Source organism: Kitasatospora sp. NPDC058478 (genome assembly GCF_042720345.1).
GTDB lineage: Bacteria > Actinomycetota > Actinomycetes > Streptomycetales > Streptomycetaceae > Kitasatospora.
This window is the reverse complement of the sequence record NZ_JBHXML010000001.1, coordinates 136,253-160,756: the sequence shown is the minus strand read 5'-3', so window position 1 is coordinate 160,756 and position 24,504 is coordinate 136,253. Positions and strand designations below refer to the sequence as shown.

21 protein-coding genes are annotated in these 24,504 nt (G+C 74.1%); 10 read left to right on the top strand and 11 right to left on the bottom strand.

Annotated features, from left to right (window positions below; translation table 11 throughout):
- The first annotated feature begins 209 nt into the window (after window positions 1–209).
- A complete protein-coding gene (locus ACFWPT_RS00670) occupies window positions 210–809 on the top strand; it encodes an HdeD family acid-resistance protein (protein WP_063349875.1) in 600 nt (199 codons plus the stop codon).
- An 87-nt stretch (window positions 810–896) separates the two neighbouring features.
- Here ACFWPT_RS00670 and ACFWPT_RS00665 read toward each other — a convergent pair whose 3' ends face one another.
- The 3 genes from ACFWPT_RS00665 to ACFWPT_RS00655 are packed head-to-tail and all read right to left on the bottom strand — an operon-like array spanning window position 897 to window position 3,753.
- Window positions 897–1,532: a DUF6461 domain-containing protein gene (locus ACFWPT_RS00665; protein WP_063349874.1), complete on the bottom strand. Its 636-nt coding sequence runs from the start codon at window positions 1,530–1,532 to the stop codon at window positions 897–899.
- Between the two features lie 60 nt (window positions 1,533–1,592).
- Window positions 1,593–3,101 carry a CoA transferase gene (locus tag ACFWPT_RS00660; RefSeq protein ID WP_380478424.1) on the bottom strand — a complete coding sequence of 503 codons (1,509 nt, stop codon included), beginning with the start codon at window positions 3,099–3,101 and terminating at the stop codon, window positions 1,593–1,595.
- 22 nt (window positions 3,102–3,123) lie between these two features.
- On the bottom strand, window positions 3,124–3,753 hold the full coding sequence (locus tag ACFWPT_RS00655; protein WP_380369040.1) for a LysE family translocator: 630 nt from the start codon (window positions 3,751–3,753) through the stop codon (window positions 3,124–3,126).
- A 167-nt stretch (window positions 3,754–3,920) separates the two neighbouring features.
- Here ACFWPT_RS00655 and ACFWPT_RS00650 point away from each other — a divergent pair, with 167 nt between their 5' ends.
- A complete protein-coding gene (locus ACFWPT_RS00650) occupies window positions 3,921–4,379 on the top strand; it encodes an Lrp/AsnC family transcriptional regulator (protein WP_063349872.1) in 459 nt (152 codons plus the stop codon).
- A gap of 60 nt (window positions 4,380–4,439) precedes the next feature.
- Window positions 4,440–5,135: an N-acyl homoserine lactonase family protein gene (locus ACFWPT_RS00645; protein ID WP_380478422.1), complete on the top strand. Its 696-nt coding sequence runs from the start codon at window positions 4,440–4,442 to the stop codon at window positions 5,133–5,135.
- A gap of 103 nt (window positions 5,136–5,238) precedes the next feature.
- Here ACFWPT_RS00645 and ACFWPT_RS00640 read toward each other — a convergent pair whose 3' ends face one another.
- Window positions 5,239–6,489 (bottom strand): cytochrome P450, encoded by a 1,251-nt coding sequence (locus tag ACFWPT_RS00640; protein WP_380478420.1) that lies wholly within the window; start codon window positions 6,487–6,489, stop codon window positions 5,239–5,241.
- A gap of 242 nt (window positions 6,490–6,731) precedes the next feature.
- Between ACFWPT_RS00640 and ACFWPT_RS00635 the strand changes: the two genes are divergently transcribed.
- Entirely contained in the window at window positions 6,732–7,715 is a 984-nt protein-coding gene (locus ACFWPT_RS00635; protein ID WP_380478418.1) for a hypothetical protein, read from the top strand.
- A 306-nt stretch (window positions 7,716–8,021) separates the two neighbouring features.
- Here ACFWPT_RS00635 and ACFWPT_RS00630 read toward each other — a convergent pair whose 3' ends face one another.
- Window positions 8,022–8,291, bottom strand: a complete 270-nt coding sequence (locus tag ACFWPT_RS00630; RefSeq protein WP_380369027.1) for a zf-HC2 domain-containing protein — start codon at window positions 8,289–8,291, stop codon at window positions 8,022–8,024.
- 55 nt (window positions 8,292–8,346) lie between these two features.
- On the opposite strand from ACFWPT_RS00630, the gene ACFWPT_RS00625 reads away from it, so the two are divergent.
- The 4 genes from ACFWPT_RS00625 to ACFWPT_RS00610 all read left to right on the top strand — a co-directional run bounded on the left by ACFWPT_RS00625 (window position 8,347) and on the right by ACFWPT_RS00610 (window position 13,241).
- Window positions 8,347–8,910: a sigma-70 family RNA polymerase sigma factor gene (locus tag ACFWPT_RS00625; RefSeq protein ID WP_079135986.1), complete on the top strand. Its 564-nt coding sequence runs from the start codon at window positions 8,347–8,349 to the stop codon at window positions 8,908–8,910.
- A gap of 314 nt (window positions 8,911–9,224) precedes the next feature.
- Window positions 9,225–10,598 (top strand): MFS transporter, encoded by a 1,374-nt coding sequence (locus tag ACFWPT_RS00620; protein ID WP_380478416.1) that lies wholly within the window; start codon window positions 9,225–9,227, stop codon window positions 10,596–10,598.
- A 118-nt stretch (window positions 10,599–10,716) separates the two neighbouring features.
- Window positions 10,717–12,102: a cytochrome P450 gene (locus ACFWPT_RS00615; RefSeq protein ID WP_380478414.1), complete on the top strand. Its 1,386-nt coding sequence runs from the start codon at window positions 10,717–10,719 to the stop codon at window positions 12,100–12,102.
- Between the two features lie 116 nt (window positions 12,103–12,218).
- Window positions 12,219–13,241 (top strand): L-tyrosine/L-tryptophan isonitrile synthase family protein, encoded by a 1,023-nt coding sequence (locus ACFWPT_RS00610; RefSeq protein ID WP_380369018.1) that lies wholly within the window; start codon window positions 12,219–12,221, stop codon window positions 13,239–13,241.
- On the opposite strand, the gene ACFWPT_RS00605 is transcribed toward ACFWPT_RS00610, so the two are convergent.
- The 3 genes from ACFWPT_RS00605 to ACFWPT_RS00595 are packed head-to-tail and all read right to left on the bottom strand — an operon-like array spanning window position 13,226 to window position 16,329.
- The gene (locus ACFWPT_RS00605; RefSeq protein ID WP_380369016.1) at window positions 13,226–14,128 is read right to left on the bottom strand and encodes an ABC transporter ATP-binding protein; all 903 of its coding nucleotides are present in this window, start codon (window positions 14,126–14,128) and stop codon (window positions 13,226–13,228) included. The genes ACFWPT_RS00610 and ACFWPT_RS00605 overlap by 16 nt on opposite strands.
- On the bottom strand, window positions 14,125–15,213 hold the full coding sequence (locus ACFWPT_RS00600; protein WP_380478412.1) for a FecCD family ABC transporter permease: 1,089 nt from the start codon (window positions 15,211–15,213) through the stop codon (window positions 14,125–14,127). The genes ACFWPT_RS00605 and ACFWPT_RS00600 overlap by 4 nt, the downstream gene beginning before the upstream one ends.
- 3 nt (window positions 15,214–15,216) lie before the next feature.
- A complete protein-coding gene (locus ACFWPT_RS00595; RefSeq protein ID WP_380478410.1) occupies window positions 15,217–16,329 on the bottom strand; it encodes an ABC transporter substrate-binding protein in 1,113 nt (370 codons plus the stop codon).
- A 397-nt stretch (window positions 16,330–16,726) separates the two neighbouring features.
- On the opposite strand from ACFWPT_RS00595, the gene ACFWPT_RS00590 reads away from it, so the two are divergent.
- Window positions 16,727–17,533 (top strand): helical backbone metal receptor, encoded by an 807-nt coding sequence (locus ACFWPT_RS00590; RefSeq protein ID WP_380478408.1) that lies wholly within the window; start codon window positions 16,727–16,729, stop codon window positions 17,531–17,533.
- Between the two features lie 82 nt (window positions 17,534–17,615).
- Complete coding sequence (locus ACFWPT_RS00585) at window positions 17,616–18,617, top strand: transglycosylase SLT domain-containing protein (protein ID WP_380478406.1); 1,002 nt, start codon at window positions 17,616–17,618, stop codon at window positions 18,615–18,617.
- 88 nt (window positions 18,618–18,705) lie between these two features.
- Here ACFWPT_RS00585 and ACFWPT_RS00580 read toward each other — a convergent pair whose 3' ends face one another.
- The 3 genes from ACFWPT_RS00580 to ACFWPT_RS00570 all read right to left on the bottom strand — a co-directional run bounded on the left by ACFWPT_RS00580 (window position 18,706) and on the right by ACFWPT_RS00570 (window position 24,174).
- Complete coding sequence (locus ACFWPT_RS00580) at window positions 18,706–21,078, bottom strand: hypothetical protein (protein ID WP_380478404.1); 2,373 nt, start codon at window positions 21,076–21,078, stop codon at window positions 18,706–18,708.
- Window positions 21,079–21,283: 205 nt separating this feature from the next.
- Complete coding sequence (locus ACFWPT_RS00575) at window positions 21,284–22,873, bottom strand: lipase maturation factor family protein (RefSeq protein WP_380478402.1); 1,590 nt, start codon at window positions 22,871–22,873, stop codon at window positions 21,284–21,286.
- A gap of 227 nt (window positions 22,874–23,100) precedes the next feature.
- The gene (locus tag ACFWPT_RS00570) at window positions 23,101–24,174 is read right to left on the bottom strand and encodes a GAF domain-containing protein (RefSeq protein ID WP_380336013.1); all 1,074 of its coding nucleotides are present in this window, start codon (window positions 24,172–24,174) and stop codon (window positions 23,101–23,103) included.
- Between the last annotated feature and the right edge of the window lie 330 nt (window positions 24,175–24,504).

Here is a 24,504-nt window from a genome sequence, read left to right as displayed (position 1 = left end):
GGCGACCGGAAGGCCACCGGAGCCACTCCATCGAACATTCGTCTCCTCCGCACGCCCTCTCCCATCCCCCTTCCGTCCCCCTCCGCTTCCTCTCCCCCCTCCCTTGTCTCCGTCCCCCGAACGGCCGTACCCGACGCGCCGGTCGACGGTGGCCCGGCCAGGCTGGGGTTCGGCCCCTGCCCGTCCCCGGCCCCGAGGAGTACACCACCGTGGTTTCCCCGATCATCACCCCCGACGGTTCCCCGGTCCAGGGTCCGCTCGGCCAACTCGCCAAGGCCGCCTGGCAGGTCCTGCTGCTCGCCGGAATCGTCTCGCTGGCCCTCGGAATCGTCGTCTTCGTCTGGCCGAAGGAGACCCTGCTGGTGGTGGGCGTGCTGTTCGGCCTTTACCTGCTGGTCATCGGCATCGTGCAGCTGATCGCCGCGTTCGGCACCCACGCGACCACCGCACTGCGGGTGCTGGCCTTCATCAGCGGGGCGATCTGCGTCCTGCTGGGGCTGCTCTGCTTCCGAAGCGCGGCGCAGTCGCTGCTCCTGCTGGCGATCTGGATCGGCATCGGCTGGCTGTTCCGGGGCATCACCCAGCTCGCCGCCGCGGTCTCCGACCCGGCGATGCCGGCCCGTGGCTGGCAGGCCTTCGCAGGCGTGGCCAACACGGTGGCCGGTGTGCTGCTGCTGGTCTGGCCGGTCGGTTCGATCGCCGCGTTGGCCGTCCTGGCCGGCTGTTGGCTGGTGATCCTCGGACTGATCGAGATCGTGACGGCCCTCCAGATGCGCGGCCGGGCCAAGCAGATCCCGGCGGGGGTCTGACTCCACGGGCCTGACTCCACGGCCTGACTTCAAGGGTCTGGCTCCACGGGTCTCACTCCGCATCTCCAACCTCACGGGACAGAACAGCTAGCGCGTCGGCGCGTAGCCGATCCGGAACGTGGCGGCCTCCAGCCGTTCCGGTGTGAGCCGGACGTCCGTCAGCCGCTCGGCCAGCGCGAACGCGGCCTCGGTGTGCAGGTCGTGACCCTCCCCGTCGAGCTGGAAGCCGCAGGCCGTCAGAAGCGCGGGGACACCGGGGGCGTCGGCGTCCGAACCGTGCCGCTGGGTGGGGAACAGCGGCTCGAACTGGAGCCGGCAGCTGCCCTGCTCCCACCAGTTGAAGTGGTCCACCGCGACGGCGTTCCGGAAGTGCGAGACCAGCCGGGTGCCGTCGGCGAGGCGGCGGATGACGTCGGGCAGGCTGCCGAGGTAGCCGAAGACCTCGACGACGACGGCCCACCCGTCGAGTTCGGTGACGGCGACGAGCAGCCGGTCGTCCTCCGGCTCGATCCGGGCCTCCGCCTCCTCGTCCTCCCCGTCGTCGAAGGTCTCCCAGGCGGCGACCACGGCGTCCAGGCCGGTGACCTCCCGACCGGGCAGGGCGCCGAAGCGGCGCAGCAGTTCGTCGGCGGTGATCCCCTCGACCAGCGTCAGGCAGTGGGCCGCCCCGGGGATGGGGTAGCGCTGCTCGAACCAGGTGTAGTCGGTGGCGTGTGCAGTCATGCGTCGATGCTGCCAGCTGCCTGTGACATCGCTGGCCGGGGCGGCGGTTGCGCGGCGTCCTCAGAGCCAGACCGGCGCGTCCGTCCCCCAGCGCCCCGGCGGGCGGGACCAGTCGGTGGGCGCGCCGGTGTAGGCGATGGGCGGCAGGGCGTGGCGCAGCCGTCCGTAGGCGGAGTCGGTCTCGGCGAGCCACCGGGCCGGGTCGTACGCCCCGGTGTCCGGAGCACCGTCCGCCGGAGCGCTGTCCGCCGGGGCAGCAGGGGCGGGCGCCTCGGGCGGGATGCCGTGCAGCAGCCACGAGGCCGTACCGGCGAGGGAGAACCGCAGGTGGCGGCCGCCGGGCCGGCCGGTGCGCTGCTCGGTGAGGGCGCGCAGGACGGCGGCGGCGACGAGGTAGCCGGTGCCGTGGTCGAGGGCCTGGGCGGGCAGTACGCCCGGGCGGCCGTCGGGGCCGGCCTCGTGGGCGGCGATGCCGACGCCGGCCTGGACGAGGCTGTCGAAGCCGCGCCGGCCGGCCCAGGGGCCGGTCCAGCCCCAGGCGCAGAGCTGCGCGACGATCAGGCCGGGGTGGCGGGCCGACAGTGCGTCGGGGGCGAGGCCGTACGCGTCGAGGGCTCCGGGGCGGTAGCCGGTGACGAGGACGTCGGCGGTGGCGAGCAGGCCGTCGAAGACGGCGCGGTCGGCGGGATCGGTGAGGTCGAGGCGGGTGGAGCGCTTGCCGAAGCCGGTGTCGGCGTGGGCGTCGTCGGCCTCGGGGAGGTGGGGCGGGTCGACGCGCAGGACGTCGGCGCCCAGCAGGGCGAGGGTGCGGGTGGCGACCGGGCCGGCGATGACCCGGGTGAGGTCGAGGACGCGGATCCCGGCGGCGGGCCGCTCGGGGCCGGCGTCGCCGAGCGGGCGGACGGACGCGGTGCCGGTCACCCGGCTCTCCACCAGGGGGTGCGCGGTGGCACTCACCGGCGCGACGGCTACGGCGAGCGCCCCCGCTTCGAACGCCCGCTCCTGGACCTGCTCCGCCGGCAGTTCGCCCAGCAGCTTGGCGAGCATTTCGGGCCCGGCGTCGGCGGGCAGGCCGAGGGCGGCGAGCAGTCGGGTGCGGTGGTGCGGGTAGTTGGCGTGGGTGCGGACCCAGCCGTCGGCGGCGCGCCAGAAGCCGGAGTGCGGGGCGAAGCTGACGGGCGTGCGGCCGTCGACGGTCAGGTGGCGTTCGCTGACGAAGGCCGTGGCGACGGCGCCCTGGTTCACCCGGACGGCGGGGACCGGGCCGCCGGCGCGGTGGGCGGCAAGTTCGGCGGCGGCCAGCGAGCAGGCGGCCACGGTGGCCCGGGCGAGCCTGCGCACCGGCAGGCCGGAGGCCAGGACGTCGCCGGGGCCGTGGAAGGAGACCCGCCCCAGCAGCTCGGCCGATCCGCCGAGGGCGGCCCAGAGGTCGGCGGTGGGCCGGTCCGCAGGTTCCCCTCCGGCGGCGGGCTGTTCGGTGGACGCGGGCTGATCGCCAGACGCAGACTGATCGGTGGACGCGGGCTGATCGGCGGGCCAGGTGCCGGGGAAGGTCGGACGCTCTGTCATGCCCGGCATTGTGCTCCCGTTCTCAGGCGCTCGCCGTGACGCCCGCCACCAGCATCAGCAGCACCGCCGAGACCAGGGTCATCCGGCGCGCCGCACGCGGGGTGCCGCCGAGCCGGCCGCCCAGGCGTCCGCTGGCGTGCGCGACCAGCCCGTACACGACGGCGCAGGCCAGCACGTTGAGCGAGCCGAGGGCGAGCACCTGCCCGCCGACCGGCAGCGCGGCGCCCGGCTCGACGAACTGCGGCACCAGGGAGAGGTAGAGCAGCAGCCCCTTGGGGTTGAGCAGGGCGGTCAGCATGCTCTGGCGCAGCACGGTCGCGGTGGGCTGCGGCTTGGGCGCGGTGAGGGCCGTGGCGCCGCCGCCCTTGCGCAGCGCGAGCAGCATGGTGACGGCCAGCACCAGCAGGTACGCGGCGCCGGTGAGGCGCAGGACGGGCAGGGCGGCGGGGACGGCACGCAGCGCGGCGGCCAGGCCGGCGCTGGAGAGCAGGGTGTGGACGGCGTAGCCGGCGCAGACGCCGCCGACCGCGATGAAGGCGGCGCGCCGACCCTGGCCGAGGCCTCGGGCGGCGATGTAGAGCCAGTCGGGCCCCGGTGTGCAGACCAGCAGCAGGTCGACTCCGAGGAAGAGGAGGAGGGCGTGGGTGTCCATGGGTGGCGGTGACCTGTCGTGCTCGTTCGGGCGGGTCCCGGCCGTTGGTCCGGTGATCCTCGCGGCACCTGTCCGGTGCGTTCGGTCACTGAAGGTAGCCGGATAGCCCTGGCACGCGATGGCCACTTCCTGCTGGTCCGGCCCGCCTTTTGGCAGAATGTTGCGCCATGGACCGAATCGACCGCAGAATCCTCCGCGAGCTCCAGCAGGACGGCCGCCTGACCAACGCCGACCTGGCCGCCCGGGTGGACCTCACCCCCTCCCCCTGCCTGCGCCGGGTCCGACAACTGGAGCAGGACGGCGTGATCCGCGGCTACCGAGCGCTCCTGGACGGCACGGCGGTCGGACGCGGTTTCCAACCCTTCGTCACGATCACCATGCGTCACGAGGATCAGGTGACGGTCGCCGAGTTCGAACGCCGGGTGGCGGAGCTGCCGGAAGTGGTGGAGGCGCACCGCCTCTTCGGGGAACCCGACTACCTGCTGCGCATCGCGGTGGCCGACATCGCCGCGTACGAGCGCTTCATCACCGACGTGCTCTCGGGACTTCCGGGGATCGCGCAGGTCAACTCGCATCTGACGATGAAGCAGGTGAAGGCCGACCGGGGGCTGCCGATCGGCGGGTAGGCTGCGAACGGGGGCCGCCGCGGCCGCCCGTACGGGGGACAGCGCGACAAGGGGAGCTCCATGCACGCGGTCCGCCGCCTCGATCTCGGGTACTTCGTCCGGCCTGCGTCCGAGGTGGGCGGCCCGGAGCCGCGGGTGGAGCCGGTCCTCGCGTACCTGGTCCGCCGCCCGGAGGGGCTGCTGCTGTTCGACACCGGGATCGGCGCAGGCGAGCCCGAGACCGAAGCACACTACCGCCCGGTCCGCCGCCCGCTGACGGAGGCGCTCGCGGCCGTCGGCGTCGCCTGCGCCGACATCGACCTGGTGGTCAACTGCCACCTCCACTTCGACCACTGCGGCGGCAATCCGCTGCTCGCCGGCACGCCCGTCCTCGTCCAGGCGGCCGAACTGGCCGCCGCCCGGCGCGGCGCGTACACCATCGACGCGCTGGTCGACTTCCCCGGCGCCGACTACCGCGAACTGGACGGCGAGACGGAGGTCTGGCCGGGCGTACGGGTGCTGCCCACGCCCGGGCACACCGGCGGCCACCAGTCACTGGTGGTCGAGCGGCCCGGCGGCGGCGCGGTGATGCTGGCCGGGCAGGCCTACGACTTCGCGTCCGAGTACGGCCAGGCGGTGCTCGCCCGGCGGGCGTCGCGCGAGGGCGTGGCCGCGCCGCTGCCCGGTTACCGGGCCTGGCTGGACCGGGTGGCGGAGTACGGGCCGCGCCGGATTCTGTTCGCGCACGACCACGCGGTCTGGGAACCGGTCGGATAGGGCCAACGGCCGGGCCAGGCACAGTTCAGGGGGTCCGGAGACTGGGAGGGCTCGGAGGTTCGGAGGCTCGGAGAGTTCAGAGGGCTCAGAGGACTCGGAGAGTTCAGAACATGAAGCGCAGCGACCGGACCCGGTGGTCGAAGTTGGACGGCACGATGTCCGGCTCGCCGACCGACCGCACCTCGGGCAGCCGGGCGAACAGCTCGCGGAACAGCACCTTCATCTCCTGCCGGGCCAGGTGCGCCCCGATGCAGTAGTGCGGCCCTCCGCCGCCGAAGCCGAGGTGGGGGTTGGGCGTGCGGGTGATGTCGAACGCGTCCGGGTCGGGGAAGACCGTCTCGTCCCGGTTGGCCGAGCCGAAGAACAGGGCGACCTTCTCCCCCGCACGCAGCAGCGGGCCCCCGGGGCCGCCGAGCTCGTGGTCGACGGCGAGGGTCCGGCGGAAGTGGATGATCGGCGTGGCGTGGCGGATGATCTCGTCGACCGCACCGCCGAGCCCCCTGTCGAGGTCCGCGAGCAGCAGGGCGCGCTGCTCCGGGTGCGCGGTCAGCAGGTGCAGGCCGTGGGCGAGCGCGTTGCGGGTCGTCTCCACACCGGCGACCAGCAGCAGGGAGAAGAACGCGCCGAGTTCGCGTCCGGTGAGCCGGCGGCCGTCCACGTCGGCGGTGACCAGGGCGGAGATCAGGTCCTCGGTGGGCCGGCGGCGGCGCTCACGACCGATCGAGGCGACCATGCCCTGCATGCGGGCCAGCGCCAGCAGCCCGCGCCCGGGCATCCGGATCCGGCGGCGCAGCGGGCGGGCCACGCCGATGTTCTCGGAGGCGTGGTTGACCTGGTCCAGGATCATTCGGCGCGGATGTTCCGGGATCCCCATCATGGTGCAGATCACCTGGAAGGGGAGCTCGGCGGCCACGGAGGTGACGAAGTCCTCCGGCCGCCGCCGCTCGACGTCGTCGACCAGGCGGGTGGCGACGCGGCGGATGTCCTCCTCGACCTGGCCGAGCAGCCGGGGGGTGAAGGCTCGCGAGACGATCCTGCGCAGTTGGGCGTGCCGGGGGTCGTCGAGGTTGACCATCGAGTCGCCGAACACCAGCCGAACCCAGCGGGGCGGTTCCGGGGTGGTGACGCCGGGGCCGCTGAGGAACACCGCGGGGGTCCGGCTGGCCTCGACCACGTCGGCGTGGCGGACCAGCGCGTGGAAGCCCCGGCCGGTGGCGGGATCGCCGAAGAACACCGGCGCGGGGCGTCGGCGCAGTTCGGCGAAGGCGGCCGCGCGGGCGGGGGCGGGCAGCTGCCAGAAGCGGGGGTCGGCGAGGTCGGCGGCGGGGGCCGCCAAGCCGGTCGAGGTCTCCATGGCCGGGCCTCCTGCTTCGCGTTCGGCGTCCACCCGGCAGCCACTATCGGTACCGGGGTGTGCACATTTAGTGAGCAAGCGGGGGGTGATGTCAAACCGCGTCGATGGTCGTACGAACGGGTTGGTGCGGCGGCCGGGCCGGACTCTCGACACACGGAGGCACGGGGCCGGGCATGGTCTCACGGGGTGGAACCGGCCAATACCGGAGGGTGCGGTCCGGGCCGGGCGGGGCGGGTGCGACGATGAGTGCCATCGTGATGACCGACCGGATCCGCCTGCTGCGCGCCGTGGTCTTCGCCGCGCTGTGCGTGGCGCTGGCCGCCGCGGCGCACGTCGCCATGGCCGGAGCCGGGGTCTCACCACCGGTGCTGATCGGCGCGTTCGGGGCCGTCCTCGGTCTGACCTGGCTGCTCGCCGGCAAACGGCGCGGGCTCGGCGCGATCAGCGCCTGGATGGTCGCGGCCCAGAGCGCGCTGCACCTGCTGTTCGAACAGGCCGCAGCGCTCGGCCGGGGAGGCGGCGGTCTCGGCCGGCTCGCCACCACGGACTGGGCCGCGCTGCTGCTCTGCAACCCCGAGCGGATCCCCGGCGGGCTCTCCCCCGTCGAGCTGGCCCGGATGGCGGGCCTCGACCCGGACGTCCCGCCCGCCGCCAACGGCCTGCACACCATGGCGGGCATGCACCACGGGACGGCGGCGGGTGTGGTTTCCGCCCCGGTATCGGTATCCACGTCCGCGTCGGTCTCCGGGTCCGCGTCCGCTTCGGCTTCGGCTTCGGCTGCGGCTTCGGCTGCGGCCGATGGGACGGCGCTGGACGCGGCCGGGATGGCGGGGATGCCCGGCATGCCGGGTACGTCGAGCCTGTCCGGAGCATCCGCCGCACACGGGATGCCCTCCGGGACGGCACACGGCATGGCACACGACATGGCGCACGGGATGTCCTTCGGGATGATCGCCGCCCACGCGCTCGCCGCGCTGGCCTGCGCGCTGCTGCTGTGGCGCGGTGACGCCGCGCTGGTCCGGCTCTTCGACCTGCTCGGCGCGCTCGGCACCGTGGTCGCGGGAGTGCTGGTGCTCCCGCTGCTGGCTCTGTTCGCGCGCCCCTTCGGCTACCGCCCGCCGGCTGCACCCCGACCCACCGGCGGCCGGACCCGGCCATCCCGGTCGGTGCTGCTCACCCATGCCGTGGTCCGGCGCGGCCCGCCGGCGCTCGCCCTCGCCTGCTGACGCGCCCGCCGTCCCCACTCCTGCGCCTACCGCCCCCGGCAGCCCACCGCCGCCGGGGACCGTAGGGCCCACGGGGTTCGCTCGGCGGGCAGGTCGCCCTGCCGCTCGGCCGTGCTTTCGCCGCCGTGCCGCCAGGGCCCGGGCCCGCGCCTGCCCGCCGTCTCCTCCGTGGAGGCGCTGCGGGCCGCGCGGAAGTCCCATGGACGCCGGCGGCGCCGCCTCGGGTGGCGCCGCTCCCAGCCCTCCCCTCAGGACCTTCGCATGCCTGACTACGACGGCGCACCGGCTTGGACCGGCGCCACCGTCCTACCGCTCCACGGCCTCCGGCCCGTCCGGAGCCTGACCGCCCCCGAGCCCCCGCACGCCGAGTCCGTCCAGCAAACGGGCCGACCACTCGTCCGACGGACCGGCGGCGGCGCTCGCCCGGACGCGGCCGCGCAGTTGCTCGGCCCGCTCCAGCCACGCACGGCAACCGGCGCAGCGCGCGACGTGCCCGTCCAACCGGCCACCCGACAGTCCGGTCGGTTCGCCGTCGAGCCGGGCCGACAGGGCGGTACGGAACTGCGCGCATCTCATACGACCATGGTCCCGCACTGCCCTCACGGCGAGACCGGCCGGGTGGGAGGCCACCGTGGATGACGAGCAGCTCACCGCGCTCGCGCTGACCGCCCGCGCGGGCCGGGCCCCGGACGTCGAGGCCTTCGTCCGCGCCACCCAGCGGGACGTCTGGCGGTTCGTCGCCCACCTCACCGACGTCCAGTCCGCCGACGACCTCGCACAGGAGACCTTCCTGCGCGCGCTGCGCGGCCTGCCCGCGTTCGCCGGCCGCTCCTCGGCCCGCACCTGGCTGCTGTCGATCGCCCGGCGCACGGTGATCGACCGGTACCGGACGGCCGCCGCCCGACCGCGCTGCGCGGCGCTGCCGGACTGGCAGGAGGCGGCGGAGCGACAGGGAGCCGAACCGGCGGCCGGGTTCGAGGACGGCGTCGCGCTCGGGGACCTGCTCGACCGGGTGCCCGCCCAGCGGCGGGAGGCCTTCGTCCTCACCCAGATGGTCGGCCTGAGCTACGCCGAGGCGGCCGAGGTCGCCGGCTGCCCGATCGGCACCGTGCGCTCCCGCGTCGCCCGCGCCCGGGAGGAACTGATAGCCCGGCTCCGCGCGGCCGAGGGCGGGGAACTCGCAGCGGCCTGCTGAGCGGACGGACGGCAGGAGGCCGGCGCCGGGTAACAGATGACAACTAACAGATAACAGATTTCGAAATCTGTTATCTGTTAGTTGTTAGTTGTCGGTCGTCATCTGTCCGCCGCCCGCCACCCCCGCCCGCCCGCCTGCCCGTCTGTCCGTCTGTCCGTCTGTCCGTCCGTCCGTCCGTCCGTCCGTCCGTCCGTCCGTCCGTCCGAAAATTCCTTCACATGTTCGGAACTGGAGCCCCCGCGCCTCCGACTGCTGTACCGGACCCCGCCGCCGAGGCGGTGTCCGGGACAGCAGTCGGGCAACGGAGGGACTTCATGGCAGCGCAACAGCCGCTGACCGCCGCCACGTTGATGAACAGTCAGGCAGAACCGGCAGACCGGTGGATCCTGGTCGTGGCCGCCGGGCTGCTCTCGTTCGTCGCGATGCTCGACATGAACGTGGTCAACCTGGCCCTCACCGACATCTCGGCCAGCCTGCACGTGTCCGCCGGGGTCGCCCAGTGGGCCACCCTCGGCTACCAACTCCCGCTGGTGGCACTCCTCTTGCCCGCCGGGCGCTGGCTGGACCAGGTGGGCACCCGCTCGGCGCTGCTGCTCACCGTCAGCTGCTTCGCCGCGTGCAGCGTGCTGGCCTCCCTCGCCCCCTGGGCGGGCTGGCTGATCGCCGCCCGACTGCTCCAGGGCGCCTTCGGCGCGGTGCTGTTCGTCCTGATGCCGGTGCTGGCCGCCACCTCCGTCCGCCCCGAATCGCGCGGACGGGCGATGAGCATCCCGGCGACGCTCGGCCCGCTCGGCGCCGTCACCGGGCCGGTCATCGGCGGCCTGCTGCTGGACCACTTCGGCTGGCGGGCGGTCTTCCTGATCAAGCTGCCCGTCTGCCTGGCCGCCGTGCTGATCGTGCGCCGGTACGCCCCGCGGCGGGGCCGCCTGCGCCCGCCCGACCGGGCGTCGCTCGGCGACGCCGCCCTGATAGGCGCGGCCGTCGCCGCCGTGCTGCTCGCGCTGACCCTGGCCCCGGAGGCGCCGCTGTGGCTGCTGCTGGCGCTGCCCGCCGCCCCTCTGGTGCTGGTCTGGCTGCGCCGCCCCGGGGGCAGGCCGGTCGCCGAGGTGCTGCGGGCCGCCGGAACCGTCGGGGTCAACGCGTCGGTGCTGGCCCTCGCCGCCGGCTTCGCGGCCTGCCACTACCTGCTCGCCCAGCACCTGCGCGGTCCGGGTGGCGAGAGCGCCACCGCCACCGCGCTCACCATGCTGGCCTTCCCGCTCGGCATGGTGCTGGCCGGCCGGGTCGGCGGACGGCTGGCCGACCGCTGGGGCGCCCGCCCGACCGCGCTCGCCGGCGCCGCCGTCACCACCCTCGGCCTGGCGCTGCTCGTCCCGCTGGACACCGGCTGGTCCGCCGCCGACATCGCCTGGCGGCTCGCCCTGGCCGGTGTCGGGATGGGCCTCAACGGCGGCCCCACCCAGGCCCTGGTGATGACCGCCTCGCCCCCCGGGAAGCTCGCCACCGCGGGCTCCGCCGTCCAACTGGCCCGCAGCCTGGGCTTCGCCCTCGGCCCGGCCCTGGCCGGCGCCGCCGCGCTGGCCGGCGACCGCGCCACCACCGGCACCCGGACGGGCATCGCCCTGGCCGCCCTGGTCGCGGCGACGGCCGTGGCCCTGCTCGCCCTGCACCGCCGCCCACGGACCTGAGCCCGCCGGACCGCGCCTCCCCAACTCCCAACGCCCGCATGCCCAGAGCCCGTACCCCAGAGCCCATACCCGAGAGCCCGCACCCCGCCATGCCCGCACCACCGGAGGAACACCGCAGATGACCGACACCGTCCACGATCCGGCGCCGGCCCACCCGGCGGACGAACCGCGCTGCCCGTACGGGTACGACCAACTCCCGGACCCAGTACCGCTGTACGGCCCCGCGTACAAGAGCGACCCGTACCCGCTCTACCGGCGGATGCGCGAGGCCGGGCCGGTGCACCGGGTGGAGTTCCCGAGCGGCATCCACGCCTGGCTGGTCACCGGCTACCAGGCCGCCCACGAGACCCTCAACGACCCCAGGTTCGGCAAGAACCACGCGCTGGGCAACGAGAACTGGCACAAGCTGGCGTCGATCATGCCCGAGCCGCAGCACTCCCAGTTGCAGGTCCACCTGCTGCACCAGGACCCGCCCAAGCACACCACGATGCGCCGGCTCGTCCTGGACGCCTTCGCGCCGCGCCGGGTGGAGTCGTTGCGCCCGCGCTTCCAGGAGCTGGCCGACGCGCTGGTCGACGAACTGCCCGAGACCGGCGGCGCCGACCTGGTGGCCGGCTTCGCGGCGCACTTCCCGTTCCGGGTGCTCGCCGAAGTGATCGGCCTGCCGGCCGAGTTGGCGGTGCGATTCGACCGCGACTGGGGCAAGGTCGTGCAGCCCGTCGGCCCGCACGATCCGGGCCGTCCGGCGTACGAGGCGCGGCTGCGCGGCCTCCAGACGTACATCGCCGACGTGGTCGCCCACAAGCGCGCCGGGAACCCCGCCGATGATCACGACGTCGATGATCACGACCGGCACGACCCGGCCACGACGGACGCCGACCTGCTGGGCCGGCTCGTCGCCGCCCACGACGCGGGCGAGTTGAGCCGCGAGGAGCTGGACTCCATGGTGTTCCAGCTGTTGGTCGCGGGCCAGGAGCCGGTCACCAACCAGATCACCACCATGCTGATCACGCTGCTGCGCCACCCCGACCAGCTCGCCCGGCTGCGCGACTCCCTCTCCGAGGGGCCTGCCCACGACCCCGGCCTGTTGGCCCGCGCGGTGGAGGAACTGCTGCGCCACGACGCCGCGTTCGAGCTCACCACCTGGCGCTTCCTCGCCGAGGACGGAGACCTGTTCGGGACCACCGTCCCGGCCGGCGACTCGGTGATCGTCTCGCTGTGCGCCGCCAACCGGGACGAGACGCGGTTCCCGGACGCGGACCGCCTCGACCTCGACCGCACGCCCAACGCCCATCTCGCCTTCGGCCACGGCATCCACTACTGCCCCGGCGCCGCCCTGGCCCGGGCCGAACTCCAGACCGCCGTCGCCACCCTGCTCACCCGGCTGCCCGGGCTGCGCCCGTCCGAGGCCGCCGACGAGGGCCTGGACTCCCTCGCCTGGATCCCCGCCGTCCTGGCGCGCGGGGTCAACCGGCTGCCCGTCGACTACGACCGGCGCGCCTGAGCCGGGGCCCCCGGCCGCCCTGCGAACACCCCGCGGCCGCGCCCGCCCGCCGACGTCCGCCCGACGTCGGCCCGGCGTCCGCTCCACGCCCGCACCACCTTCCACGGAGGACCACCATGCCGCCCGCCGGCACCGTTTCCACCCGCCACCACCACACCGCACCTGCGCCCACGCCCGCACCGGAGCCCGCGCCGGAGCCCGCGAACACCGGGGGCGGCACCGACCAGCAGGACGCCGCGCGGCTCGCCGCACGGATCCTCGGCCTGCTGCTGCCGCACCGCCGCGCCTCCGACCCGGGACTGGACGCCAAGCCCGAGCATTTCCCGTTCCAGCTGGCCCAGTTGACGGACTTCATCACCGCCGGCGACCCGATCCTCTTCACCCTGCCCGGCTTCCCCTGCAAGTCGCCGAACCCCGCGAAGGTGCTCAGCCACCTGCCCGACGAGGGCGAACGGCTGTCGCTCACCTTCCTCGACGGGCTCTGCGCGGAGATCGGCGGGTACTACGAGCCCGGCGCGCGGATCCTGATCTGCTCGGACGGGCACATCTTCGGCGACCTCGTCCACGTCCCCGACGACCACATCGACGAGTACTCCGACGAGTTGACGGCGATGATCGCCCGCGAGGAACTCGCCCACCTCGCCACCTTCGACCTGCGGGACGTCCTCGGCGACCTGCCGTACGACGACAAGCGCGCCCGGGTGCACGCCCAGTACGCGCCGAGCGTCGAGGAGTTGCGCGAGCAGGTGCTGACGGACGAGGAGACCCTGCGGCTCTACCGCGGCATCACCCGCTTCCTGACCGACGACACCGTCGGCTTCACCGGCACCCGCTCCGCCCTGCAGCGCGACTGCCGCCGCCGCGCGTACGGGGTGATCCAGCGCAGCCGCGCCTGGGGCGAGTTGATCGCCGAGCAGCACCCCCGGTCGGTCCGGCTGTCCATCCACCCGCAACCGGCGGGCGCACCGAAGTTCGGCATCCGGCTGCTGGAGGCCGCCGACGCCTGGATGACGCCCTGGCACTCCTCGGTACTCCACCGCGCCGACGGGGACTGGGAGTTGCTGCGCAGCGAGGACGCCGCGCAGCGCGGCCGGCTGGTCGAACTCGACGGCCGGCCGAGCCACTACGAGGCGCTCTGACGCGCAGGCTCCACCCCGGCGGCGTCCAACCCGGCGACCCCCGCCCCTCCAGCATCCGCCCCGGCCCCGGCACCCTCCACCGGAGCCGGGGCGGTCGGGACGGCCGGGGTCGGGGCGGCCGGCGTGCGGTGGTCGAAGGCGATCAACGGGTCACCGGTGAGCGGGTGTTCGACCACTGCCGCCCGGACGCCGAACACCTCGGCCAGCAGCTCCGCGGTCAGCACCTCGCGCGGCGCCCCGGAGGCCACCAGGGCGCCGCGGTGCAGGACGTGCAGCCGGTCGCAGACGGAGGCGGCCGCGTTGAGGTCGTGCAGCGCGACCAGGGTGGTGCGGCGCTGGTCCCGCAGCAGGGCGAGGAGTTCGACCTGGTGCCGGACGTCCAGGTGGTTGGTCGGCTCGTCCAGCACCAGGACGTCCGGCTGCTGGGCGAGCGCGCGGGCCAGCAGCACCCGTTGCCGTTCGCCCCCGGACAGTTGGGCGAAGCGGCGGTCGGCGGCGTCCGCCATGCCGACCCGTACCAGCGCGTCGGCGGTGATCCGGTGGTCCTCGGCGTCGTCGCCGGCGAACGACCGCTTGTAGGGGGTGCGGCCCATCGCGACCACTTCGCGGACGCTCAACTCGAAGTCCCCGCCCCGCTCCTGCGGCAGCGCGGCGATGTGCCGGGCGGACTGCGCGGGGCGCAGCCCGGCCAGGTCGCGCCCGGCCAGCAGCACCCGCCCGGCGCTCGGCCGCAGGTGCCGGTAGACGGTGCGCAGCAGGCTGGACTTGCCGCTGCCGTTGGGCCCGACCAGGCCGGCGATCTCCCCCTCCTCGGCGACCAGGTGGACGCCGGCCACCACCGCCCGCCCGGACAGGGTGACGCTCAGGTCCTCGACGGCGATCCTCACGTGCGCTCCAGTCGTCGGTCCAGCAGGTAGAGCAGGGTGGGGGCGCCGAGGACGGCGGTGACCACGCCGATCGGCAGTTCCTGGCCGTCCAGCGCGGTGCGGGCCACGGTGTCGACCACGACCAGCAGCAGTGCGCCGGTGAGCGCGGACAGCGGCAGCAGGCGCCGGTGGTCGCCGCCGATGAGCAGGCGGCAGACGTGCGGCACCATCAGTCCGACGAAGCCGATCGCGCCGGAGACCGCGACCAGCACGCCGGTCAGCACGCTGGTGACGACGAAGACCTCCCGGCGCAGCCGGGTGACGTCCACGCCGAGCCCGGCGGCCGTCTCGTCGCCCATGAGCATCGCGTTGAGCCCGCGGGCACGGGCCTGGAGCAGGGCCAGACCGAGCGCCACTGCGACGGCGGGGACGGCGAGTTGGGCCCAGACGGCGCCGCCGAGACTGCCCATCAGCCAGAACAGCACGCCACGGGTCTGCTGCTCGTCGCGGGTCTGCAGGACGAGGTAGCTGGTGATGCCGCCGAGGAACTGGGCGATGGCGATGCCCGCGAGGACCAGGCGCAGCGGGGAGAAGCCGCCGCCGCGCCGGGCCGCCAGCCAGACCAGGGAGAACGCGGCGAGCGCGCCGGCGAAGGCCGCAAGGGAGACGGTGAGGCCGAGCGCGCTGCCGAAGGCGAGGTCGAGGCCGAGCGAGGTGCCGAGGACGATCGCCGCGACCGCCCCGAGGGAGGCGCCGGAGGAGATGCCGAGCAGGTAGGGGTCGGCGAGCGGGTTGCGGACCAGGGCCTGCACGGCCGTGCCGACCAGGCCGAGCCCGGCCCCGACCGTCGCCGCCAGCAGGGCGCGCGGGACGCGCAGTTGCCAGACGATGAGGTCGCGGGTGCCGGGTTCGGGGGCCCGCCCGGTGAGGTGGTGGGCGACCACCGACCAGACCTCGCCGGGCGGGATGTCCACCGCGCCGAACGACACGGCGGCGGTCAGCGCGAGCACCAGGGCGGCGGTCAGCGCGACGGCCAGCGGCCCGGCCCGCAGGGTGCGGGCCGGGCGGGGCTCCTCGCGCCGTTCGGCGGAGACGGCCGACGTCACCGTCTACTGCCCGTTCTTGACGAGGTCGGGGTGGACGGTGGCGGCGATCTGCCGGACGGCGTCGGCGTTGCGCACGCCCGCGATGGTGGTGACCTCGGAGCCGAGCCGCACGAAGTGGCCCTCCTGGACGGCCTTCAGGCCCTGGGTCGCGGGGAAGCCGCGCAGGAACGCCTCGGCGTCGTCGAAGGCCTTGCGGGTGGCCTCCTCGCTGCCCCGGTTGCGGACGGCGAGCTGGATCCAGTCCGGGTTCTTGGCGACGACGTCCTCCCAGGAGCCGGGCTTGAAGTCGGCGTCGCAGTCGGCGAACACGTTGCGGGCGCCGGCCTGGGTGATCACCGCGTTGGCGACCTGCCGGCCGCAGACCGCCACCGGCTGCTTGGTGCCGGCGTCGAAGTCGAAGACGAAGTAGCCGGGCCGCTGCGCCTGCGCGACGCCGGCGAGGGCGGTGCGCACCTCGCCGACCTGCTTCTCCATCCCGGTGACGAGTTCCTCCGCGCGGGCGGCCGTGCCGGTGACCGCGCCGAGGCGGCGGATGTCGTTCTCGACCCCGGACAGGTCGGTGCGCGGCGCCTTGGCGGCCTCGGGGGTGCCGGCGCAGGCGGTCGAGAGGAGGTAGACGTGCTGGATGCCGGCCGCCGCGAACTCCTCCTCGCTGGGCCCGGTGGCGCCGCCGCCCATCATCGGCATCGCGCCGAAGGTGTCGACGTAGAGGTCGGCGCCGGAGCCGAGCAGCTTCTCCTTGGGGATCGTCTTGTCGCCGAGCACCGGCACCTTGGCGCCCTGTTCGGCCAGGGCCGGCGGGAGGGTGCCCTTGCCGGGAGGGAAGCCGGTGCCGATCACCCGGTCGCCCGCGCCGAGTTGGAGCAGTATCTCCAGGGCGGCGGCATTGCTGGTGACGATCTTGGCGGGGGCCTTGGCGATGGTGGTCTCCCGGTCCGCGCAGTCGGCCACCTTGACGGGGTAGCCGCCGGCCGGGGCGGTCTGGGCGGCGCCGGCCGCGCCGCGCTCTCCGCCTCCCCCGCCGCCGTTTCCGGCACCGCTTCCGGCGCCGCTTCCGCAGGCCGTGGCGAACAGGGCGACGGCGGCCGCGATTCCGCAGACAACGCGAGGGCGCATGACAATTCTCCTGGTCGGTGATCGTGCCAGGGCGTGTCTGACAATTCGCGGCGGATCAGCGCGCGGCGTTGGGCGCCCGGCTGGGCGCGCCGGCGAAGCGTCCTCGTACTGGGCCGTACTTGGACGTTTCGCCGGTGCGTCCAGGCGGGATGCCCGGCGTCGCGCGCCCGGTGGGAATTGTCAGACACGCCCTAGGGGCCCGTCCTGCGAACCCGGACCAGGTAGTCGGCCGGACCGTCCGGGGGGTTCCCGGGGATTTCCGCACCGCCCGGCACCCGTTCACCCGCCGTCCGCCCGCCCGCCATCCGCCACCCGTTCGCCGCCCGACCATCGCCCGTCCGATGCCCGTGCCGCCCGTCCGATGCCCGTCCGCGGACCCCCGGCGTAGGGTGGCCAGATGGCCGATCCCACCGTCCTGCGGGACGACCTCGACCTGCCCGTCCGGTTCGGCCCGCGCCCGCCGCGCCGGGTGGTGTCGCTGGTGCCGTCGCTGACCGAGGCGGTCGCCGCCACCGCACCCGGGCTGCTGGTCGGCGCCACCGACTGGTGCAGCCATCCGGCCGACCTGGCGGTCACCAGGATCGGCGGCACCAAGAACCCGGACGTGCCCGGCATCCTCGCCCTCGCCCCGGACCTCGTCCTCGCCAACGACGAGGAGAACCGGCGCCCCGACCTGGACGCGCTGCGGGCGGCCGGCATGCCGGTCTGGGTCACCGACATCCGCACCCTGGACGACGCGTTCCGCTCGCTCGACCGGCTGCTCACCGCCGCCTGCGCGCTCCCGCGCCCGGACTGGCTGGACCAGGCCGAGGCAGCGTGGGCCCCGGTCCGGCGCCCGCCGGACGGCCCGCGGGCGATCGTTCCGGTCTGGCGCCGCCCGTGGATGGTCCTGGGCCGCGACACCTTCGCCGGGGACCTGCTGCGCCGCCTCGGCCTCCGGCTCGTCCACGCCGGACACGCCGAGCGCTACCCGGCCGTTCCGCTGCCCGAACTGCTCGCCTGCCGACCCGAGTTGGTGGTCCTCCCGGACGATCCGTACCGCTTCACGGCACAGGACGGCCCCGAGGCGTTCCCCGGCGTCCCGGCGGCGCTGGTCAGCGGACGCCACCTGACCTGGTACGGACCGTCCCTGGTGACGGCGCCGACGGTCCTCGCGCACGCGTTGGACCACCCGTTCACAGGGGGCATGAACATCACATCGTAGGATGACCGCCACTCACCGGGCCCGCCGGTGACGAGTGGGGGGAACCACAGTGGCAGTGAGCGCATCCCGGAGAGCACTGGTCATGGTGTCGGCCGCAGCGGTCTCGACGGCCGTCCTGGCCGGCTGCGGCAGCAAGCACGCCGACAACCACCAGAACAGCGCGCCGGACACCACGGCGGTCGCCGCCACCGGGACACCGACCGAGACGCCGAGTGCGAGCCCGTCCGCGACCGCCACCCCGACGCCGACCGCCTCCCCGACGGCCAGCGCCTCCCACAGCCCGAACCCGTCCGCGAGCAAGTCCAGCAAGCCCGCCCCGACAACCCCGGCCCCGACCGCCGCCGGCACCAAGCCCGGCGCCCCGAGCAGCCCGCCCGCCGCGCCCGCCACGCCGCCCCCGGTCGCCAAGCCCGCCGTCGTGGCCCCCGTGCCGGTCGCCAAGCCCGGCCCGGTCGCTCCCCCGCCGCCGCCCGCGCCGCCGACCCCGCACGTCCCGCCGCTGCAGAGCAGCTGCCAGCCCAGCAAGCCCCAACCCGACGAGCCCAAGGAAGCCGTCGGCGCGGCCCTCGCCACCGCCGCCGGCCAGGCCCGCACGCTCAACCTCAGCAGCGGCGGCACCGACAAGCTCCCGCCGCTGCCCGTCAACCTGGTCAAGGCGATCGCCTGGCAGGAGAGCGGCTGGCAGTCGGGCATCCTCGCCTGCGACGGCGGGATCGGCACCATGCAGATCATGCCGAACACGATCAGCTGGATGAACAGCAAGTTCGGCACCAACTCCGACGCGAAGACCCTCCCCGGGAACGTCCAGCTCGGCACCCAGCTGCTCGACTGGCTGGTCGCCTACTACGGCGACTCCTCCTTCGACGGCAAGTACGACCTCTCCCCCGACCCGGCCACCGGCAAGACGCCGCTGCTCGACCTCGTCATCTCCGCGTACAACGCCGGGGCGGGCAATGTGCACTACAACACCGTCACCGACCCGGCCACCGGCCAGGTCGTCGGCAGCCTGGTCATCCCCAACCCGGGGTACGTGGCCAACGTCAAGGCGCTGATGACCGGCCAGCCGTGGACCAAGACGGGCTGACAAACCCCCGAACCCGCGCGGGACAGCGGAAGGGCCCGGAACGCGATCCCGCGTCCCGGGCCCTTCACCGATGTTCCCCGCTCGTACGTCAGCCCCGCGCGGCGGTGACGGCGGCGCCCAGCGCCTCCTTGATCCGCGGCCCGAGGCGGGCGAAGCCCAGCTCCTTCATCGCCGCCCGCAGCAGTTCCTCCTCCGTACGCTCCACACCGTCACCGTCCACCCACCGGACGACGGCGAGCAGCTCGTCGGCCGAGTAGGCGGTCACGGGCCGGCCGGGCGTGAAGTCCGGCTTCTCGGGCCGACCGGCGGCGACGGGCGCGGACTCGACGGCGGGCGCGGACTCGACGGCGGGCGCGGACTCGACGACCTCGACCTCAGCCACCGGCTCCACGACGACGACGGCGGGCTCAACAACCGGCTCGGCCTCGACCACCGGCTGCACGTCCTCAATGGCCTCAGTCGCTTCGACCGACTCCACGACGACAGCGGCGGGCGCCTCCTCGACGGCCTCAACCTCGACCACCGGCTCCACGACAACTGTGGGCTCAGCGATCGGCTCGACCTCAGCCGCCGGCTCGTCCGCCTCTGCCACGGGAGTCTCGACCGCGGCGACCTCGGCGACCGTCTCGGGCTCCGCAGCCGGCTCCACCTCAGCCACCGGCTCCACGACGACGGCAGGCGCCTCCTCGACGGCCTCAACCTCAGCCACCGGCTCCACGACAACTGTGGGCTCAGCGATCGGCTCGACCTCAGCCACCGGCTCGTCCGCCTCTGCCACGGGAGCCTCGACCGCGGCGACCTCGGCGACCGTCTCAGGCTCCGCAGCCGGCTCCACCTCAGCCACCGGCTCCACGACGACGGCAGGCGCCTCCTCGACGGCCTCGACCTCAGCCACCGGCTCCACGTCCTCAATGGCCTCGGTCACTTCAACCGACTCCAGGACGACAGCGGCGGGCTCAGCGATCGGCTCGACCTCAGCCGCCGGCTCGTCCGCCTCTGCCACGGGAGCCTCGACCGCGGCGACCTCGGCGACCGTCTCGGGCTCCGCAGCCTCCTCGGTCGTCTCCGGCTCGACGGCGGGCGCGTCCTCCAGGACCGGCGCCTCCTCCGCAAGCTCGACCTCGGCCTTGGCTTCGACCTCGACCTCGACCTCGACCTCGACCTCGACCTCGACCTCGACCTCGACCTCGACCTCGACCTCGACCTCGACCTCGACAGCGGGAACCTCGACGACGGCCTCGGGCTCCGTGGTTTCCGCGGCCTCCGCCAGGGCGGCGGTCGCGGCGGCCACCAGGTCGTCGGCGGCCGGGGACGGCGCCGGGAGGGAGACCACGACAGCGGACGGGGCTTCCTCCGTCGCCTCTTCCTCGGCTGCCTCGGCCGTCTTGACCACGGCCACAGCCTCGGCGTCGCCCGAGTCCGCGTCCGCGTCGGTCACCGTCTCCTCGACCGAAGCCGGAGTCGGAGTCGGAACCGGAGCCTCGACGGCGCTGCCCTCCCCCGCGAGCCCGTCGCGCTGGCCGCCGGCCAGGGCCTGGCGGGCGGCGAACGCGGCTTCGGCGGCGCGGCGGTCGGCCCGGGCGGCGGCGAGTTCGGTGAGCAGGTCGCCGAGGCCGGCCTCCTCAAGGGTGGTGCGCAGCCCGCGGATGGTGGGCAGGCGGTAGAGCGTGCCCTCGTCGGCGGCGAGCCGCTCGACGAGGTCGACGAGCTCGGCGAAGGCCAGCCCGTCGAGGTCGTGGTCGGGGAGCATCCGGGCGAGGCCGCGCAGTCCGGTGTTGATCGCCTCGAAGGCCTGGGCGGTGCGCTCGACCAGGGCGCCGTCGGCGGGGACGACCGGCAGGGTGCCGGCGGGGGCGAGGGCGGCCCAGGCGCGGCGCTCGACCTCGGCGGAGGCGAGTGCCTCGTGCAGGTCTTCGCGGCGGATGCGGCGGTCGGTGGCGAGGGCCGTGGCCTGCTTGCGCAGGGAGCGGGCGCGCAGCCAGGAGAGCTTGACGCCGTTCTCGCGGCGCCAGGTGCCGTCGGCGGTGGCGGCGGCGAGGGCGCCGAGGTCGGCGTCGTAGGCGGCGGTGGTGAGGGTGGCGGAGGTGCGGTGGACGCGCTGGAGCATCTCGACGAGGAGTGCGGCCTTGGCGACGGTGTCGGGTTCGTCGAGCTTGGCGTCGGCGGCGAGGACGGTGACGGCGTCCCAGGTCTGGCGGAGGTCGCGGCCGCGCAGTTCGGCGAGGGCGGTGGAGGCGGCCCGGGCGTCCTCGGGGGTGGCGACGGTGTCGACGGCCGCGTACCAGGCGTGGGTGTCGGCGGTGAGGGTGAAGGCCCCGAGTTCGGCGTAGCGGCCGAGGTCCTCGCGGAGGTCGGTCTCCGCCGTGGTGGCCTTGGCGTCCTGGGGGTCCTTGACGTCTGCGGCGTCGGCGACGTCCGCCGGGTCGGCTGCGTCGGCGTTGCGCGAGTGAAGCACTGTCATGTGAGGTCCGGTTCTGGGCGACGACGGCGGGGCTGGCGGCGAGGGGGCGGCGGACCGGTTGCGCGGGGTGCCCCGGGGGCGGGGCTGGGGGGCGCGCGGGCGGGCCGCCGGTTGTGGACGCCCAGAATACGGGTGCCCGTTCGAGCCTTGCACGCACCCACCGCCCGACGGGCGGGTGTCGTGTGCCATACCCCCCGCCTGGCCGCTACCCGGGAGGGCCGCACGGGTGGTGGGGCGTTGGGCCGGACGGGTACTGGGGCCCACGGCCGTCGGGCCGGGCGGGCGGGCTCTCCGGGCGGGCCCCGGGCCGCCGCGGCCGGTCCAGCGGGACGGTGCGGAGCCGTCGGCCGAGGGGTGGGCGGTATCCGGCGCGGCCGAGGGTGGTGAGGTCGACCGGCGCGAGGTACTCGTGGAGCGCGGTGCGGTGCCACCATGCGCCGGTTTCCCGCAGTTCGCGCCAACTGGTGAACCGGTAGAGGTAGAGGGTCGCCCGGACGTGGGTCGGCGGGGTGCCGGGAAAGGGGTTGTGGCGCAGCAGGCGAAGGGTCGCGGGGTCGCCGGCGAGCAGGCGGGCGATGAAGGGCAGGAACCAGGGGCGGGCGTAGGCGGGTGAGATGCCGGCGAACCACATCAGCCAGTCGAGCCGCAGGTGGTAGGGGGCGTACTGGCGCGGGAGACGGCGCACGTCGCCGGGTTTGCCCTTGAAGCCGTACTCGTGCCAGACGGTGTGCGGGGTGAGGGTCGGTTCGTCGGTGCCTTCGACGACGACTTCCTGGCGGATGCGGCTGATGCTGCCGAAGGCGCCGTAGGTGTTGACGAGGTGCAGCCGGTTGAAGGAGCGGTTCATGGCCTGGCGGCGGGAGATGAGGTTGCGGACCGGCCAGTAGCTCAGGACGGCGACGGCCGCGGTCAGGGCGATCACCAGCGCCTCGAACCAGACGGGCGTGGCGGGGTGGACGCGGGCGTGGACGGGCAGTCCGACGCGGGCCGGGTCGACGGCGGCGAGGGCGAGCGTGATGGTGAGCCAGTTGAGCCAGGCGAAGTTGCCCGAGGCGATCAGCCACAGCTGGGTGGCGACGACGGTGCAGGCGGCGTAGCTCGCGACCGGCTGCGGGAGGAGGAGGCCGACGGGGACGACGAGTTGGACGAAGTGGTTGGCGGCGACCTCGACGCGGTGCAGCGGGTCGGGCAGGTGGTGGAAGAACCAGCTGAGCGGTCCGGGCATGGGCTGGGTCTCGTGGTGGTAGCGCAGGCAGGTGAGGTCGCGCCAGCAGCGGTCGCCGCGCAGTTTGATCAGTCCGGCGCCGAACTCGACCCGGAAGGCCAGCCAGCGCATCAGCCAGAGCACCAGGGTGGGCGGGGCGGTGTCGGCGTTGCCGAGGAAGGCGGCGAGGAAGCCCGCTTCGAGCAGCAGCGACTCCCAGCCGAAGGAGTACCAGGTCTGTCCGACGTTGACGATCGAGAGGTAGAGCCCCCAGAGCACCGCCCACAGCAGGACGGACGCCCAGAGCGGGACGGCGTCACCGAGTCCGGCGGTCACGGCGGCGGCGAGCGCGGCGCCGCTCCAGGCGACGGCGGCGAAGAAGCGGTCGCTGTAGTGGAGGTGGAACAGTCCGGGCGAGTGGCGGAACGGGACCCGGGCGGTGAAGCGGGGCACCGGCAGCATGCCGTCGCTGCCGATGAGGGCGCGGAACTGTGCGGCGGCGGCGAGGAATCCGATCAGGTAGAGGCCTGCGAGCAGGCGTTGGACGAGCAGTCGGCTCAACCAGTAGTCGGGGGCGGCGAACCAGTCCATGCGGCCCATGCCTACCATCGGCGGCCGCCGGGCGGGACGCGGCCGGGGCGCGGGCGGGGACGGTTCACCCGCTCGGGCCCGCCCCCGGACGGCACCGTGGCGGGGAGCCTCTCCTCGGGGGTGAGAGGCGCCCCGCCACGGTGGTGGGTGGTGCGCGGTGGTACGGATCGACGAGCAGTGGTGCGGAGGGGGACGGCGACGCCGCACGCGGACGGCGGGTCGGCGGCTCAGCTCGGCAGGACGAGACCGGACTCCCCGGCGATGCCCGGGCGGCCGACGGGGGTGGCACCGTTCTGTTGGAGCCGGTCGACCAGCAGGGCGGCCAGCGTGCCGAGTTCCTCCTCCGTGCGGGACTGCGCGGTGACGTCCATGCCGACGGTGAGGACACCGTTGACCTGGCCGGTGCGCGCGGCCCGCAGCGGGGTGCAGGTGAAACTGAAGATCTGCTGGCCGCGCTGGACGTCGGGGCGGCCTGACTGGATCCGGACGTCGTTGAGGACGGTGCTGCGCCCGGTGTGGTAGGCCTCGACGATGACCTGCTGGAGGCCGGCGGCGCCGAGCTGCGGGTAGGCCAGGCCGATCGCGCCGTACGCCACCGGGGCGCCGAAGGTGTCGGCGTGCTGGGCGTTGGCGTAGCGGATCTCCTGACCGGGGCCGTCGGTCAGCATGATGGGGAACGGGGAGCCGTCGAAGGCGGCGAACATCTCCTGCTGCTGGGCGAGCAGGTTGTCGCGCAGCCGGATCTCGGAGAGCAGTGCCTCGGCGAGGTGCTGGATGTCGCGCAGCCGCTCGCGCCCCCACTGCCGGGGTTCCCGGTCGAGGACGCAGACGGTGCCGATGACGGTGTTGGTGTCGTCGACGAGCGGGGCGCCGAGGTAGGCGCGCACGCCCAGTTCGTCGACGACCGGGTTTCCGGAGAACCGGGGGTAGGCGAGGATGTCGTCGAGCGCGAGGGGGGACCGCTGGGCGACGACATGCGGGCAGAAGCCGTGACTCAGCGGCATCTGACGGGTGGGAAGGTCGAAGGCGATGCCCCGATCGGCCCAGGAAGCGCCTTCATCGACCGCGACGTCGTTCGAGTTTGGCGGAATGTAGAGCCCCCGGAACATCTGGCGCTCGTCGTTGATGAAGTTGACCATCGCGATGGGAGCGCGGGTGATGCTGGCGGCCAGGTGGGCGAAGCGGTCGAAGGCCTCGTCCGCGGACGGTTCGTTGAGACCAAGGCTGCGCAGCCTGCGGGTCCGCTCGGACTCCCCGGCGGCACCCGGGAACTGGCCTTGAGTGCTCATCACATCAGTCATGGCGCACATGTAATCAGACATCCGGGCGGTTCGGTGCTCCCGGTCCGGCTCATCACCGTTGCTGATGGACAGTCAAAGCCGCATGTGAGCGGCCGCTCAGCAGGTTGCCACGGCGGGGCAAGATCACTTCCCACTCAGAGCCATGGCAAAACTCCTCAGCGTAAGGACGGGCCGATTTCCGCCAATCCAAGATCGACTCTGGGTCAGCACAGGAGGCCCATACGACAATGAGCCCTGCCGAAGACACGGGCGGCATTCCCAACCCCGGGGAGGACGCCCCGAGTTCCGCATGCACCGATTGCAAAGGGGCAGTCGGCCGCCACCACCTCG

Bases quoted from the DNA above. Each gene is read 5' to 3' on its own strand.
- ACFWPT_RS00580 (WP_380478404.1), bottom strand. From the start codon at position 21,078: ATGACAGTGCTTCACTCGCGCAACGCCGACGCAGCCGACCCGGCGGAC.
- ACFWPT_RS00640 (WP_380478420.1), bottom strand. From the start codon at position 6,489: ATGGAGACCTCGACCGGCTTGGCGGCCCCCGCCGCCGACCTCGCCGAC.
- ACFWPT_RS00635 (WP_380478418.1), top strand. From the start codon at position 6,732: ATGAGTGCCATCGTGATGACCGACCGGATCCGCCTGCTGCGCGCCGTG.
- ACFWPT_RS00590 (WP_380478408.1), top strand. From the start codon at position 16,727: ATGGCCGATCCCACCGTCCTGCGGGACGACCTCGACCTGCCCGTCCGG.
- ACFWPT_RS00575 (WP_380478402.1), bottom strand. From the start codon at position 22,873: ATGGACTGGTTCGCCGCCCCCGACTACTGGTTGAGCCGACTGCTCGTC.
- ACFWPT_RS00645 (WP_380478422.1), top strand. From the start codon at position 4,440: ATGCACGCGGTCCGCCGCCTCGATCTCGGGTACTTCGTCCGGCCTGCG.
- ACFWPT_RS00655 (WP_380369040.1), bottom strand. From the start codon at position 3,753: ATGGACACCCACGCCCTCCTCCTCTTCCTCGGAGTCGACCTGCTGCTG.
- ACFWPT_RS00665 (WP_063349874.1), bottom strand. From the start codon at position 1,532: ATGACTGCACACGCCACCGACTACACCTGGTTCGAGCAGCGCTACCCC.
- ACFWPT_RS00585 (WP_380478406.1), top strand. From the start codon at position 17,616: ATGGTGTCGGCCGCAGCGGTCTCGACGGCCGTCCTGGCCGGCTGCGGC.
- ACFWPT_RS00570 (WP_380336013.1), bottom strand. From the start codon at position 24,174: ATGACTGATGTGATGAGCACTCAAGGCCAGTTCCCGGGTGCCGCCGGG.
- ACFWPT_RS00615 (WP_380478414.1), top strand. From the start codon at position 10,717: ATGACCGACACCGTCCACGATCCGGCGCCGGCCCACCCGGCGGACGAA.
- ACFWPT_RS00650 (WP_063349872.1), top strand. From the start codon at position 3,921: ATGGACCGAATCGACCGCAGAATCCTCCGCGAGCTCCAGCAGGACGGC.
- ACFWPT_RS00595 (WP_380478410.1), bottom strand. From the start codon at position 16,329: ATGCGCCCTCGCGTTGTCTGCGGAATCGCGGCCGCCGTCGCCCTGTTC.
- ACFWPT_RS00620 (WP_380478416.1), top strand. From the start codon at position 9,225: ATGGCAGCGCAACAGCCGCTGACCGCCGCCACGTTGATGAACAGTCAG.
- ACFWPT_RS00660 (WP_380478424.1), bottom strand. From the start codon at position 3,101: ATGACAGAGCGTCCGACCTTCCCCGGCACCTGGCCCGCCGATCAGCCC.
- ACFWPT_RS00610 (WP_380369018.1), top strand. From the start codon at position 12,219: ATGCCGCCCGCCGGCACCGTTTCCACCCGCCACCACCACACCGCACCT.
- ACFWPT_RS00630 (WP_380369027.1), bottom strand. From the start codon at position 8,291: ATGAGATGCGCGCAGTTCCGTACCGCCCTGTCGGCCCGGCTCGACGGC.